14 protein-coding genes are annotated in these 13,773 nt (G+C 76.9%); 4 read left to right on the top strand and 10 right to left on the bottom strand.

The window, feature by feature from the left end; all coding sequences use genetic code 11:
• Positions 1 to 48: 48 nt before the first annotated feature.
• The 7 genes from ACFYOS_RS09820 to ACFYOS_RS09790 form a co-directional block, all read right to left on the bottom strand.
• Positions 49 to 1,536 carry a phytoene desaturase family protein gene (locus ACFYOS_RS09820; RefSeq protein ID WP_387137772.1) on the bottom strand — a complete coding sequence of 496 codons (1,488 nt, stop codon included), beginning with the start codon at positions 1,534 to 1,536 and terminating at the stop codon, positions 49 to 51.
• A gap of 13 nt (positions 1,537 to 1,549) precedes the next feature.
• Positions 1,550 to 2,674: a glycosyltransferase gene (locus tag ACFYOS_RS09815; RefSeq protein WP_387137769.1), complete on the bottom strand. Its 1,125-nt coding sequence runs from the start codon at positions 2,672 to 2,674 to the stop codon at positions 1,550 to 1,552.
• Entirely contained in the window at positions 2,671 to 3,534 is an 864-nt protein-coding gene (locus ACFYOS_RS09810; protein ID WP_387137767.1) for a carotenoid biosynthesis protein, read from the bottom strand. Before ACFYOS_RS09810 ends, ACFYOS_RS09815 begins: the two co-directional genes overlap by 4 nt.
• Positions 3,531 to 4,091 (bottom strand): GNAT family N-acetyltransferase, encoded by a 561-nt coding sequence (locus ACFYOS_RS09805; RefSeq protein WP_387137765.1) that lies wholly within the window; start codon positions 4,089 to 4,091, stop codon positions 3,531 to 3,533. The genes ACFYOS_RS09810 and ACFYOS_RS09805 overlap by 4 nt, the downstream gene beginning before the upstream one ends.
• Positions 4,088 to 4,822 carry a monooxygenase gene (locus ACFYOS_RS09800; protein WP_387137762.1) on the bottom strand — a complete coding sequence of 245 codons (735 nt, stop codon included), beginning with the start codon at positions 4,820 to 4,822 and terminating at the stop codon, positions 4,088 to 4,090. The genes ACFYOS_RS09805 and ACFYOS_RS09800 overlap by 4 nt, the downstream gene beginning before the upstream one ends.
• Complete coding sequence (locus ACFYOS_RS09795; RefSeq protein ID WP_387137760.1) at positions 4,819 to 5,307, bottom strand: YbaK/EbsC family protein; 489 nt, start codon at positions 5,305 to 5,307, stop codon at positions 4,819 to 4,821. Before ACFYOS_RS09795 ends, ACFYOS_RS09800 begins: the two co-directional genes overlap by 4 nt.
• A gap of 100 nt (positions 5,308 to 5,407) precedes the next feature.
• Entirely contained in the window at positions 5,408 to 6,136 is a 729-nt protein-coding gene (locus ACFYOS_RS09790) for a TetR/AcrR family transcriptional regulator (RefSeq protein ID WP_387137757.1), read from the bottom strand.
• A gap of 84 nt (positions 6,137 to 6,220) precedes the next feature.
• Here ACFYOS_RS09790 and ACFYOS_RS09785 point away from each other — a divergent pair, with 84 nt between their 5' ends.
• A complete protein-coding gene (locus ACFYOS_RS09785) occupies positions 6,221 to 7,411 on the top strand; it encodes an FAD-dependent monooxygenase (RefSeq protein ID WP_387137754.1) in 1,191 nt (396 codons plus the stop codon).
• On the opposite strand, the gene ACFYOS_RS09780 is transcribed toward ACFYOS_RS09785, so the two are convergent.
• Genes ACFYOS_RS09780 through ACFYOS_RS09770 form a run of 3 tightly spaced genes read right to left on the bottom strand, consistent with a single transcriptional unit; the run spans position 7,393 to position 10,117 of the window.
• Positions 7,393 to 8,205, bottom strand: a complete 813-nt coding sequence (locus ACFYOS_RS09780) for an FAD:protein FMN transferase (RefSeq protein ID WP_387137751.1) — start codon at positions 8,203 to 8,205, stop codon at positions 7,393 to 7,395. The two genes, ACFYOS_RS09785 and ACFYOS_RS09780, sit on opposite strands and share 19 nt — an antisense overlap.
• A 14-nt stretch (positions 8,206 to 8,219) precedes the next feature.
• Positions 8,220 to 8,699, bottom strand: a complete 480-nt coding sequence (locus ACFYOS_RS09775; protein ID WP_387137748.1) for an FMN-binding protein — start codon at positions 8,697 to 8,699, stop codon at positions 8,220 to 8,222.
• 20 nt (positions 8,700 to 8,719) lie between these two features.
• On the bottom strand, positions 8,720 to 10,117 hold the full coding sequence (locus ACFYOS_RS09770; RefSeq protein WP_387137745.1) for a ferric reductase-like transmembrane domain-containing protein: 1,398 nt from the start codon (positions 10,115 to 10,117) through the stop codon (positions 8,720 to 8,722).
• 547 nt (positions 10,118 to 10,664) lie between these two features.
• Between ACFYOS_RS09770 and ACFYOS_RS09765 the strand changes: the two genes are divergently transcribed.
• The 3 genes from ACFYOS_RS09765 (at position 10,665) to ACFYOS_RS09755 (ending at position 13,762) form a co-directional block, all read left to right on the top strand.
• Complete coding sequence (locus ACFYOS_RS09765) at positions 10,665 to 11,162, top strand: SAV_6107 family HEPN domain-containing protein (protein WP_387137743.1); 498 nt, start codon at positions 10,665 to 10,667, stop codon at positions 11,160 to 11,162.
• A 141-nt stretch (positions 11,163 to 11,303) separates the two neighbouring features.
• A complete protein-coding gene (locus tag ACFYOS_RS09760; RefSeq protein WP_387137740.1) occupies positions 11,304 to 12,083 on the top strand; it encodes a hypothetical protein in 780 nt (259 codons plus the stop codon).
• Positions 12,080 to 13,762 carry a DNA polymerase Y family protein gene (locus ACFYOS_RS09755; protein WP_387137738.1) on the top strand — a complete coding sequence of 561 codons (1,683 nt, stop codon included), beginning with the start codon at positions 12,080 to 12,082 and terminating at the stop codon, positions 13,760 to 13,762. The genes ACFYOS_RS09760 and ACFYOS_RS09755 overlap by 4 nt, the downstream gene beginning before the upstream one ends.
• Positions 13,763 to 13,773: the final 11 nt, after the last annotated feature.

Genomic DNA, 13,773 nt, shown 5'->3' with positions numbered 1-13,773 from the left:
TGCGAAGGAAACCCTGCTCTACCGCAGGCATTGAGAAGGGGCCCTTCCTTACCAGGCGGGGCCGATCTCGTGGGCGACGATCTGGGCGGAGAGGGTGACCATCGGGAGGCCGCCGCCAGGGTGGGTGGAGCCGCCGACCAGCCACAGGCCGGCCGCCGGGCCCCGGTTGGCGGGGCGGAGCAGCCCACCCGCGGTGCCGTAGATGGCCCCGCCCGGCGCACCGGTCGCCACGCCCAGGTCGGCCGGGGTACGGATCTCCCGGAACACCAGCCGGTCCCGGACGTCCGCGCCCCGCTCGGCGAGCACGTCGAGGATCCGGTCGGCGTACGCCTCGGCCAGCCCCGGCCGCCGCCAGTCGACCGCGCCCGCGGCGGTGCCGTGGCGGGCGGCGTTGACCAGCACGAACCACGCCTCGTGCCCGTCCGGGCGGACCGTCGGGTCGTCGGCCACGGTGACGAAGACCGTCGGGTCGAGGGCCGGCCGGGCTCGGACGCCCCGCCCCGGGTCGCCGAAGACCGCGTCGAACTCGGCGTCGTAGTCGCGGGGGAAGAAGACGTTGTGGTGCGCCAGCCCGGAGTCCCCGCGTACGCCGAGCAGCAGCACGAAGCCGGCCAGGCTGCGGTCGGTGAGCCCGGCCAGCCGGCGCGGGGTGGGCAGCAGGTCCCGGTAGACGGTGAGCGCGTCCACGTTGGCCACCACCACGTCGGCGGGGATCGGGGCGGCCACCCCGGCGAGGCGTACCCCGTGCACCCGGCCGCCGGTGGCGTCGATCCGGGTGACCGTGGTGCCGGTCTGCACCACCACGCCCAGGTCCAGGCAGCGCGAGAGCAGCGCGTCGGCCAGCGTGCCCAGCCCGCCGCGCAGGTACCAGCCGCCGAAGGCCAGTTCGGCGTAGGGGACCGCGACCAGCGCGGCCGGGGCGCGACGCGGGTCGGCGCCGGTGTAGGTGGCGTACCGGTCGAGCAGCATCCGCAGCCGCGGGTCGGACAGGTGACTGCGGCCGAGGCCGCGCAGGGTGCGGCCGGGGCCGATGGCGGCGAGGTCACCGAGCCGCCAGGCCAGCGCGGCCAGGTCCCGGGGGGAGTCGATGGCCCGGTCCAGGATGTCCCGGTGCGAGGCCGTCCACACCCGGGTGGCCCGGCGCCAGAGCCGCTGCCAGTCGGTGGCGGCCCGGTCCCCGAAGGCCGCGCCTATCCGGGCGGTGAACTCGGCCGGGTCGGCGCAGGAGTCCAGGGTGGGGCCGTCACCGGGGAAGACGTGCCGGACGATCGGGTCCAGCGGCACCAGGTCGAGGTACTCGTCGAGCTTCGCCCCGGTCGCCTCGAACAGGTCGTGGAAGACCTGCGGCAGGGTGAGCAGGCTCGGCCCGGTGTCGAAGTGCCACGCCCCCTCGGGGGTGTCGTGCGGGTGGCAGCCGAGCTTGCCGCCGACCGTGTCGGCCCGCTCGAAGACGGTGACCTCGTGCCCGGTGACCGCCAGCCGGGCGGCGGTGGCCAGCCCACCGACGCCGGCGCCGATGACCACGATCCGCGCCATGCCGCGCCTCCCCCTAGGTGACCGGGCGACCACGCCAGGTGAGGCGCTGCCGCTTCCGCAGATGGTACGACCGGAGGGTCAGCCAACCGAGGACCCCGACCGACACGGGGTGGGCCAGCGCGTCGGGCCAGGCCCGGCCGCCGGTGGCCCGGGCGCTGATCACCCGCCCGGCCACCCCTAGCAGGTACGCGACCAGCGCAACCAGTGACACCAGTGGCGCCGTCGGGGCGAGCACCGCGGCGACCAGCGGGGGAGCGGTGTAGAGCAGGAGCAGCAGGGCCACCACCACGGCCGCGGCGGCCGGGTGCCCGAAGGAGGACCAGAGCGACTTGGTGTAGCCGTCGCGCAGCTGCGGCCAGCTCTCGTACATCCGGCAGGTGGCCAGCCGGGAGCCGTCGGCCAGGGCGATCCGGCCGCCTGCGCGCTTCACCGCCCGGGCCAGCTCGATGTCCTCCAGGACCTGGTCGGCCACCGCCGCGTGCCCACCGGCCCGCAGGTAGCCGGCCCGGTCCACGACCAGGAACTGCCCGCCCGCCGCGGCCAGGGACGGCCGCGGCGAGCGTTCCATCGCGCGCAGCGGCAGGAAGGTCAGCCACAGCCACTGCAGCAGCGGCTGCACCAGCCGGTCGGCCGCCGTCCGCGCCACGATCCGGGGGTACGGCGACAGCAGCGCCGCCCCCGCCGCGCGCAGCTCGGTCACTGCCGCCGCGACGGCGTACGGGGTGAGCACCACGTCGGCGTCGACGAAGGCCAGCACGGTCGGGGCTGGGTCGGTGCGGGTGGCGAGCTGCCAGCAGGCGTGCGGCTTGCCCAGCCAGCCCGGCGGCGGGGCGACCCCGGTGAGCAGGGTGAGCCGCGGGTCGTCGCCGGCCACCGCGCGAACCACGTCGGCGGTGCCGTCGGTCGAGCCGTCGTCGAGCACCACGATCCGCAGGTCGGGTACGCCCCGCTGGGCGAGCAGCGCGCGCAGGCAGGGGGCCACCCGGTCGGCCTCGTCGCGCAGCGGCAGCAGCACCGCCACCGCCTCGGTCACCTCGACCGGGCCGGCGGCGGGGCGGCGCAGCCAGCGGGTGGCGTTGACGAGCGTGTGCGCGGTGAGCACGGCGACCGCGACGACCAGGACTCCGACGGCGGTCATGCCGGCGCGTCGACACCCGGGCGCGGAGCGGGGCCCGCCACCGGGCGGTCGGCGCCGGTGCGGCGGGCGCGCAGCAACGTCACCGCCAGCGGTACGGCGGCCACCGCCATCCCGGCCGCGCCCCAGAGCGCGGAGGCGGGCAGCCGGAGGAAGACCCCGTGCGCCAGCACGCTGGCGGCGTACGTCCACAGGTAGAGCGCGAACATCGGCGCGTCCCGCCCGTCGGCGCGGGCGACGGCCGGTCCGGCGAGCGGGCGCAGCGCGCCCATCAGCAGCACCGCGAAGAGCAGCCAGCCGAGGTAGTTGCTGGCCGGGATGCCGGGCAGGCCGGGCAGGGCCGGGGTGGCGTCCCGCCAGACCCAGTAGCCCTCGGCCACCATCTGCGGGTCGAGGAAGAGGTCCCAGGCGGCCAGCCCGACCGCGGCCACCGCGACCCGGCCGAGGCGGTCCACCCACCCGGGTGCCGGCCGGTCTCCGGTCGGCCCCGGGGCAGGCTCAGTGAGCCGGACCGCGGTGAGCCAGGCCGGCCAGGCCATCCAGGTCCACGCCAGCGGGATGATCAACGGCACCCCGGCCAGCTTCGGGCCCAACTCGCCCGAGTAGTCGTAGCTGCCGAACGGGAAGCCGGTGGCCACCCCGAGCGCCTCGATCGCGAAGCCACCGCCGGTGGCCACCGCGACCAGCGTGAGCGCGGTCCGCGTACCCCGGCTGAGCAGCGCGTGGCCGACGGAGAGCAGCCAGCCGAGCAGGACCGTGGCGACGGTCAGCCCGGCCCGGGTGGCGCCGGCGGTGAGCGGGTAGCAGATCTGGGCGACGACCAGGACGCCCAGCCCCGCCCAGGGCAGCCGGCGCCGGATCACGACGTGGCCGGGCCGGGCGGGGGCAGCGGCAGGTCCCGGCCGAGCACGCCGAACGGCCGCTCGTCGCCGGGGAAGTGGAAGTGGCGCAGGACGTCGATGAAGCCGAAGCGACGGTAGAGCCGCCAGGCGCGGGACGTCCGCTCGTCGGCCTCCGGGGTGGAGAGCAGGGTGGTCGTGCCCTCCGCCATGGTGAGCAGGGCGCGCAGCTGGCCGGCGCCGAGGCCGTGCCCCTGCGCGGGCGGCCGGACGTGCAGCTCCACCACCTCGAAGCAGTGGGTCAGCCAGCGCTGCCGGGCCTCGGCGTCCAGCGCTCGGTGCACCTGGTCGTGCCACCACTGGCCGGACGCGCCGAGGTAGCCGTACCCGAAGCCGGCCAGGTGCCCCTCGGAGGTGAGGCTGGCGACGGCGCGGAAGCCGGGGCGGCGGACGTGGGTGGCGATGTAGCCGCGCCGGGCCTCCAGCAGGTCGGCGCGGTAGCCCATCGCCTCGCCGTAGACGGCCACCACGTCGTCCAGCCGCCGGACCAGATCGTCCGGCGTCCACCGCACCAACCTCATGCGTGTCCTCTCGCCGTTTCCGGGTCGCCCGCGGCGGCCCATCCCAGCACCGTCCGGTCGCCGACCACGTCGCCCACCGCGAACCGCGCGAACAGTTCCTCGGCGTACCACCCCTCGCTGGGGGTACGGGTGATCGCGGCGCGGTGCTCCGGGTGACGGTACGCGAACGTGACCAGGTCCGTCGGATCCCGCCATAGACTCACCGTGCCCTGCCAGCCCAGCGGCGCCTCGCCGACGCCGAACCGGGCGAGCAGCCCGGGCGCTTCGTGCAGGGCGGCGGCGACCGGGGGGATCGCCCGCCAGAAGGTGACCGCCCGGCGGGCCCGCAGCCGGGCCCGGGTCAGTGCCAGCACCGGCCCGGTGACCGGGCCGCCGGACGGCTCGCCGAACGGCCGCCGGCCGGACCACTCGCCCCGGCTGGTCAGCGGGCGCAGCTCCACCCGGACCGCGGCGCTGGCGAGCCGGGCCCAGGACCGGCCGACCGGCGAGGCGTCGAAGCCGGCCGCCGCGGCGGGGGAGTCCCAGACCATCAGGGCGGCCCAGCGGGTCGGGTCGGCGTCGCCGGGGCCGAAGCCGGTGCCGGTCCCGGTGCCGAGCAGCTTGGCGAACCGTACGCCGGGGAGGCGGCGCAGCCGCGTCGGGTGCGTGGCCATCCGGGCCAGCGCCCGGGGCACCGCCGTCCGGGGGATCCGCCACACGTGCAGCGTGACCAGCTCCGGGACGGCGCTCACGCCACCTCGGCGGGGGCGCCGGAGGTGATCCGCAGCAGCTCCGCGTACGTGGTGGGGAAGACCGCCTGTGGCACGCCACCGGCCGCCCACACCTCGCCGTACGCCTCGAGGGCGGTGTCGACCAGGGTGCGCAGCGGCCGGGGGTGGCCGACCGGGGCGACCCCGCCGATCACCTGCCCGGTGTGCTGCTTGACGAACTCCGGGGTGGCCCGCCGCAGTCGGGTGACCCCGATGGACGCGGCCAGCCCGGCGGTGTCCACCCGGTGCGCGCCGGAGGTGAGCACCAGCAGCGGGGCGTCGTCGGCGTCGAAGATGAGCGAGTTGGCGATGGCGCCGACGCCGACGCCGAGCGCGTCGGCCGCCGCCGCGGCGGTGTGCACCGCTTCGGGCAGCAGGCGGACCTGGCTGGCGCCGCCGGAGCCGTCCCGCGCGCCCGCGTCGTCGAGCGCCCGTTGCACCGCCTGCACGTTTGGGTGTGGCTGCATGCGCCCATTCTCCCCACCCGGCGTGGTCACACCCGCGCCACCCCGTCGAACCCGACGGTGTCGTCGCGACACCTCGGTGGCGGGGGCGACCACGTCGTGGTCATCGGCCGCCGGCGGCGCGGTCGGTGATGAGGGCCTGGATGCCGTCGAGGATGCGGGCCAGGCCGAAGTCGAGGGCCTGGTCGCTCTCGGCGGGGGCGACGGTCGTGCGCAGCGCGGCGGCCAGCGCCGGGAAATGCTCCTCCCGGCCGCGCACCAGCACGGTGAACGCGGCCTCCCGGCCGTGCTCCGGTGCGGTGCCGGCCGCCGTGTGCTGGGCCAGGTTGCGGGCGTGTCCGACCAGGAGCACCGCGACGTCGAGCTGCTCCGCCGCGGTCAGTCCGGTGCCGGCGAGGGCCGCGACGACCCGTTCGAGCCAGGCCAGCTCGTTCGGCCCGGGCACCCGCGGGATGATGGTCGCGGCGTGCGCCCACGGGTGGCGGCGGAACCGGTCGAACAGCTGCCGGGTCCAGTCGTCGAGCTGGCCGCGCCAGTCGGCACCCGCCGGGGGAGGGGGCGGCTCGCCCATCGCCGTCTCCAGCATCAGGGCGACCAGCTCCGCCTTGCCGGGCACGTACCGGTAGAGCGCCATCTTGGTGACGTCGAGCGACTCGGCGACCCGCTGCATGATCAGCCCGTCGAGCCCGGCGGTGTCGGCGATCGCGACGCCGGCTCGGGCGATCGCGTCGAGGGTGAGGGTGGGGCGGGGTCCCCGCCGGGGCCCGCTGGGCGTGCCCCACAGCAGCTCGTACATCCGCCGCTTGTCGACGCCACCGGTCTCCACGCTCACCCCACTTGCTACTTGTCCGCGAACCAAAACTGTGTCTACAGTACTCTGTATCTGACGGACACAGTTTCTATCTCGGGGGAAGACATGTCCTCTTCGTTGCGCGGCTTCCGCGTGCTCGTCTCCGGCGCCGGGGTGGCCGGCCCGGCCGTCGCCTGGTGGCTGGCCCGCTACGGGGCCGAGGTCACCGTCGTCGAGTCCGCCCCGGCGCTGCGGACCAGCGGCTTCGCGGTCGACTTCCGCGGGCCGACCCACCTCGGCGTGCTGGCCGCCATGGGCGTGCTCGACGAGCTGCGCGCGGTGCAGACCCACGCCGGCGCGATGAGCCGGGTGGACGAGCACGACCGGGAGATCTTCCGGCTGCCGGCCGAGTTCGCCGGCGGCGAGCTGGAGGTCCGCCGCCGGGACCTGTCCCGGATCCTGTACGAACACGGCGCCGACCGGGTCGAGTACCGGTTCGGGGACCGGATCGCCGCGCTCGCCGAGACCACCGACGGGATACGGGTCGACCTGGCCCGGGGCGACTCCCGCACCGTCGACCTGGTGGTCGGCGCGGACGGGATGCACTCCGGCGTCCGGCGGCTGGCCCTCGGCCCGGAGTCGGCGTACGTCACCCACCTCGGCTACCACCTGGCCGGCTGGGACCTGCCGAACGACATGGCGGCGGGCCCGGTGCCGCGGCAGTACAACGTCCCTGGCCGGATGGCCAGCGTGACCGCCGACCCGCGGGACCCCGACCGGGCCACCGCCCTGGTCGTCTTCGCCGGGCCCCGGCAGGACCACGACCGGCTCGACCTGGACCGGCAGCGGGCGCTGATCAGCGACGCCTTCGCCGGGCTGGGCTGGCACGTGCCCCGGCTGCTGGCCGGCCTGCGCGCCGCGCCGGAACTCTACTTCGACGCGATCGCCCGGGTGGGCGTGCCCCGCTGGCACACCGGGCGGGCCGTGCTGCTCGGCGACGCGGCCTGGGGGGTCACCCTCGGCGGGATGGGGGTCGGCACCGGTCTCGTCGGGGCGTACGTGCTCGCCGGCGAGCTGGCCCTGGCCAGCGGCGACCACCAGGTCGCGCTGCCCGCGTACGAGCGGCGGATGCGGGCGTACGCCTCCCGCTGGCAGCGCGGCGCCAGCCCCGGCCACTTCCTCGCCCCGGCCAGCGGGTGGGGGCTGTGGCTGCGCGACCGGCTGCTGGCCACCCGCCCGGTCCAGTCGATGCTGGTGCGCAGCACCGGGTCGCTGGCCACCGAGGCCGATCTGCCCGACTACGCGGCCCGGGTCTGAGTCGCCGGTCGGGATCCGGGCCAGTTCGGGGTGGCCCGGACCCGGCCGGCGGCGTCCACCAGCAGGGCCGCGTACCCGTCCAGGGTGGCCAGCCAGTCCAGCGCGTCCGCACCGCGGGCGACGGCCGCGGTCGCGTACACGTCGGCCCAGAGCAGCTCGGGGCCGACCACGGTGACCGACCGGACGGCCTCGGCCGGCCGGCCGGCGTGCGGGTCCACGATGTGCGCGCCGCGCCGGGCGGTGCCCGAGGTGGCGACCGCGCCGTGCGCCCGCTCCACGACGTCGAGCATCCGCTCCGGGCGGTCGGGGTCCTCGATCCCGACCCGCCAGGCCGGCCGGCCCGGCGTGGTGCGCAGCAGCACGTCCCCGCCGGCGTTGAGGCAGAGGTCGTGCCCGGGCAGGTCGGCGAGATGCCGCGCGGCCCGCTCCACCGCCCACCCCTTGACCAGGCCGGACGGGTCGAAGCCGGTGCCGCCGCCGGGCAGCGGCAGGCGCCGGGCGTCGAACCACCCGCCGGTGCGCGCCCGGGCCGCCTCGCAGAGCTCGACCACCTCGCGCACCAGCGGCCCGGCGGTGGCCGGGTCGGGCAGCGCGCCGCCGAGACGGCCCAGCACGCTGTCCGGCCGGTACGTGCTGAACGTCGCGTCCACCCCGCGCAGCTCGGCGAAGACCCGCTCCACCCGCTCCGCCACCGCGTCGGTGCGCACCTCGGGACCGCGCAGGTGCACGCTGACCGGCAGACCCATCACCTGCACCACCCAGGCGCGCCGGTCCGGTTCCCTCGTCAGGTCCATCGTCGCCGTCCCGCTCACTTCAGGTGCGCCGCGTCGATCGCGGACTGGAGCGACTCCCGGTAGCCGTCGCTGGTGACGGTGGCGCCGGAGACGGTGTCGATCCGCGCGCTCTGCGCCGCCAGGGCCTGCTGCCGCAGGATCGGCACCGCGTAGTCGTTGATCTCCTGGTCCCGGCGGTTGCCGTCCGGCACCCGTACGGCGGTGACCTCGGTGATCTTCCCGCCGGAGACGGCGATCCGCACCTGCACCGGCCCCCACCGGGTCTGCGCCACCGACCCGGTGACCGTGCCGTTGCCGCCCGAGTCCGTGCCGCCCGACCCGGTGGCGCCGGTGGCGGTGTCGTCGGTCCCGCGCCACGGGCTGGTGGCGGAGCCGTCGGAGCGGCCGGCGAACGCGCTGCTCTCCCCGCCCACGCCCATGGTGCTGGTCTTGTAGCTGAACAGCAGCACCACGGCGGCCACCGTGGAGAGCAGCCAGATGGTGATCCGTCGCACGGATCCTCCTTTCGCGCCTGTCACCAGGCGAAGCGTTCGTGGTGGGTGTGGGCGTCGGGGACACCGGCCGCGCGGATGGCGGCGCGGACGGCGTCGACCCAGCCGTCCGGTCCGCAGAGGAAGACGTCGTGGGCGGTGACGCCGGGGGAGAGCCGGCGCAGGGCCGCCGCGTCGGAGAGCCCCTCGGCGTACGCCGGCAGCCAGGACGGGCGCGCCGCCCGGGGGCCGACCAGGTAGTGCACGACCAACCCCCGTTCCGCGGCGAGCCGGTCCAGCTCCGCCCGGAAGGCCAGGTCCTCGGGGGTACGCGCGCGGTAGAGCAGCACCGCCTCGCCGGGGGCGTACGGCAGCTCCCAGAGCAGCGCCAGCAGCGGGGTGATCCCGACTCCGCAGGCCAGCATGGTGATCCCGCCGCCCCGCCAGTGCTCCCCGGTCAGCCGCCCGTACGGCCCCTCGACCAGCACCTTCGTGCCGGGGCGCAGGGTGGCCACCCGCGCGCTGTCGGCGCCGAGATCCTTGACCGTGATCCGCATCAGGTCCCCGTTCGGCGGTGCGGACAGCGAGTAGGGGTGCGCCCGGGACCAGCCGGGGCCGTCCAGGAACCGCCAGAGCAGGAACTGCCCGGCCCGGGCGGGCAGCCGGTGCAGGTCGCGCCCGCGCAGCCAGACCGAGGTGATCCCGGGCGCCTCGGGGACCACCGCGGCCACCTCGATCCGGTGCCGCAGCGACCGCCAGGCGGGCAGCCCGAACCGGAAGACCAGCACGCTGGCCAGCGCCAGCAGGTAGACCGTCCACCAGTAGGCGCGGGCGACGGCCGAGCTGAGGAAGTCGTCGCCGGTCCAGAGCTGGTGCGGCAGCGCCAGCGCGATGCCGAGGTACGCGTACAGGTGCAGCAGGTGCCAGGACTCGTAGCGCAGCCGGCGGCGGGCCACCCGGACCGAGGTCACCACCACCAGCACCAGCAGGGCCAGCGCCGCGGTGGCCAGCAGCATCCCCGGGTACGTGACGACCAGGTCCCAGGTCTGCGCCAGCACGCCCTGCCGGGTGGTGCCGGCGTACCCGAGGACGGTCAGCAGCACGTGGGCGAGGAGCAGGTGGAAGGAGGTGAAGCCGGTGAGCCGGTGCCAGCGGGCGATCCGGTCCTGGCCGAAGCGCCGTTCGATCAGCGGCACCCGGGCCATCAGCACCACCTGGATGAGCATCAGGTCGGCGCTGATCAGGCCGGCGAGCCGGCCGAGCGAGGTGAGCCCGATGGCCGGGTTGGCCAGCAGCTGCTGCACCCCGTGGTTGGCGGTCCAGAGCGCGGTGACGACCAGCAGGCTGAGCACCGCGGCGCTGCCGGCGACGTCGGCCCACCAGGTGGGGACCGCCGGCAGGGCGCGGCGCGCCGTGCGCCGATCGGCGACGGCGGCGGTCACCGGAGGGTCTCTTCGGTACGGCTGACGTTCATGACGTCAACCCTGGGCCGGGGAACTCTGCGCCCCCTTTGCCGATGCTGTGTCCCGGCTGAGAATCCGAACCCCCTTCCGGCGTGTCCGACGACGCGCCGAGTCGGACGGCGATCGGCGCCGACGGCGCGTCACACGTTGCATTTTCGTCGGAGGGGGGGTGTACTGTCAGGGCAGTTAGAACGAGTGTTCGATTCAGTCGTACGCTCGTTCCAACGCCCGGGAGAGGTGTTTCGCGGCGCCGGCTCCCGGGAGGTGCGGTTCCGCGGACCGCACCGGGCACCGGACACTCGCGAGTCCGGTCCCGTCAAGGCAGGATCGTCGCCCGCCGCCCACGACCCCCGGGCGGCGGGCGACGGACCCGCCGGTACGCCGGCCGGGTGTGGTGTGGGGAAGCTCCGCACCCGGCCGGCCCCCACACCGGTGCGTCTTCCTCCGCACCACCGCTCCGGGCGTTCCGCCGGCGGATCTGATCCGTCGCGTGGCCCGCCCGCCCCGGCCCACGCGGAGGAGAGACATGCCGACCAGTCCGGCCCCGACGGTGCCCGCGCACGTGCTGCCGCACCGCACCCCCGCTCAACTGCTCGCGGTGGCCCGCCAGGGGCTGGCCGAGGCCGCCCGCACCCGTCCCGACGGCCTCCGGTACGCCGCCGCCCACCTCGCCGCGCTGCGCGCCGCCGCGGCTCTGCTCGCCGCCCGCGCCCGCCCCGCACCCACCCGGCGTAACCGGATCACCAGCGTCTGGGTCCTGCTCTCCACCGTCGCTCCCGAGCTCGACGAGTGGGCCGGCTACTTCGCCGCCGGGGCGACCAAGCGGGCCGCCGCCGAGGCCGGCATCCCCCGGGTGGTCAGCGCCCGGGAGGCCGACGACCTGCTCCGCGCCGCCGAACAGTTCGTGGCCGTGGTGGAGACCGCGCTCGGGCTGGCGCACCAGCCGGCGCTCGACGGTCTGCACCGGCCACTCCGGCTCGGCGGGTCTGACGCCACGCCGCGACCCGGAGCAGCCGCCGCCTGAGTCGTGGCCTCCGGCCACCACCATGGCGGGACCCAGGGTGGTGGCCGGAGGCCACCCGGACGCGCCCGGCGCACCGTTGACGATCCAGCACGCAGCACCTGGCGGGAACGATCCCGCGCGACACGACAGGGGGTAGGCCCAATGGCGGGCCGCATGGTGGTCGGTTCCGCCGCACTGGCCGAGCTGGTACGCCCGGCGAGCGCGCCCGACCCGGCGGGCGGTCACCGGGTGCTGCCCGTTCGGCCCGAGTTGACCGGGCTGCTGCCCCACCGTGGGCTGCGGCGCGGCAGCACCATCGCGGTCGGCGTCGGGCAGCCCCGGCGCAGCGGTGGCACGTCGCTGATCCTCGCGCTGCTCGCCGAGGCGTCCCGGGCCGGCTCCTGGTGCGCCGTGGTCGGGGTGCCGACCTTCGGGGCCGGCGCGGCGGCCGAGGCCGGGATCGCCCTGGACCGGCTCGCCCTGGTGCCGCACCCCGGGCCCGAGTGGCCCACCGTCGTCGCCGCGCTCATCGACGGGGTCGACGTGGTGGTCACCGCCGTGCCGAACACGGTCTCCGCCTCCGTCGCCAATCGGCTGGCCGCCCGGGCCCGGCAGCGCGGCAGCGTGCTCGTCCCGTACGGCCGGTGGGACGGCGCGGACGTCACGCTGCAGGTGGTCCGCGGGGTCTGGGAGGGGCTCGGGCCGGGCCGGGGCCGGCTGCGCCGCCGTGAGGTCACCGTCTCGGCGCGCGGCCGGGGCGCCGCCGCCCGCCCCAAGGAGATCAAGGTCTGGCTGCCCGGCGACGAGCTGACCCGGGTCATCCCCCGGGCGGCCGGGGCCGGCGTCGCCGCGCGCGCCACTGCGCCCCGGCGGTTCCGGGTGGTGGCGTCGGCCGCCGCCGCCCCGGCTGCCCGGTCCCGCACCGTGGCGGGGCCGGCATGACCGGTGCGCCGGTGCGGACCCTGCTGCTCTGGTGCCCGGACTGGCCGGTCCTCGCCGCCGAGATCGTCGACGGGGTGCCCGCCACCGACCCGGTCGCGGTGCTGCACGCCAACCGGGTGGTCGCCTGCTCCGAGCGGGCCCGCGCCGAGGGCGTACGCCGAGGGCTGCGCCGGCGGGAGGCGCAGGGGCGCTGCCCGCAGCTCACTGTCGTCGACCACGACCCCGGCCGGGACGCCCGGGCGTTCGAGCCGGTGGTGGCCGCCGTCGAGGAGGTGGCCGCCGGGGTCGAGGTGATTCGCCCCGGGGCCTGCGCGCTGGCCGCCCGGGGGCCGAGCCGCTACCTCGGCGGGGAGGAGGCGGCGGCCGAGCGGATCGTCGAGCACGTCGCCCAGACCTGCGTGGTGGAGAGCCAGGTCGGCATCGCCGACGGGGTCTTCGCCGCCGGCCTGGCCGCCCGGGACGGGCGGATCGTGCCGCCCGGCGGGACCCCGGAGTTCCTGGCCGCCCTGCCGGTGGAGGCGCTCGGCCGACCGGCCCTGACCGACCTGCTGCGCCGGTTGGGGGTGCGTACCCTCGGCGACTTCGCCGCGCTGCCCGCCGGCGACGTGCTGGCCCGGTTCGGGTCCGACGGGGCGCTGGCCCACCGGCTCGCCGCGGGTCGGGACCACCGGCCGCTCGCGGTCCGGCAGCCGCCGGCCGACCTGACCGTCACCGCCGACTACGACGAGCCGGTCGACCGGGTCGACGCCGCGGCGTTCGCCGCCCGCATGCTGGCCGAGCAACTGCACGAGCGGCTCGCCGCGTACGGGTTGGCCTGCACCCGGCTCGGCATCGAGGCGATCACCGCGCACGGCCAGGAGCTGCACCGGGTCTGGCGGCACGACGGCCTGCTCTCCGCCGCGGCCATCGCCGACCGGGTTCGCTGGCAGCTGGACGGCTGGCTCTCCGGCAGCAACGGCCGGGGCGGCGCCCGCCCGGCCCGGCCCACCGCCGGGATCATCCGGCTGCGCCTGGTGCCGGACGGGGTGCTCGCCCAGGCCGGCCTGCAACCCGGGCTGTGGGGGGAGACCGGCGAGGAGCGGGAGCGGGCGCACCGCGCGCTGAGCCGGGTGCAGGGCATCCTCGGCCCCGAAGCGGTGGTCACCGCCGTGCTCGGCGGTGGGCGTTCCCCGGCCGACCAGGTGCGCCTGGTCCCGTGGGGCGACGAACGACTGCCCGCCCGTCCCGGCCCACCACCCCTGCCGGCCGAGCCGGCACCGGCCGGGTCCGCGCCTGCGGACGAACCGGCGCTGCCGGCGCTCGGCGGTGGGGCGCGTCCCGGCCGGGCGGCCCGCTCGGGTGGGGCACCGGTCCCGCCGTGGCCGGGGCGGTTGCCGCCGCCCGCGCCGGCCGTGGTGCTGCCGACCCCGCTCCTCGCCACCGTGCACGACGCCGCCGGCGAGCCGGTCGTGGTCAACGCCCGCCTGGCGGTGAGCGCCGCGCCCGCCCGCCTGGTCGTCGGCACCGGCCGTCCGGCCGAGATCGTCGGCTGGGCCGGCCCCTGGCCGGTGGACGAGCGCTGGTGGGCGCCGGCCGAGGCCCGGCGGCGGGCCCGGTTCCAGGTCAGCCTGGCCGACGGCGCCGCCCTGCTGCTCGCCGTCGAGGGCGGCCAGTGGCTGGTGGAGGCGATCTATGACTGAGCGGACCGGGC

Source organism: Micromonospora sp. NPDC005806, assembly GCF_042871425.1.
GTDB lineage: Bacteria > Actinomycetota > Actinomycetes > Mycobacteriales > Micromonosporaceae > Micromonospora.
Note: the sequence above shows the minus strand (reverse complement) of the source record. Positions and strands in the feature narration are given on the sequence as shown.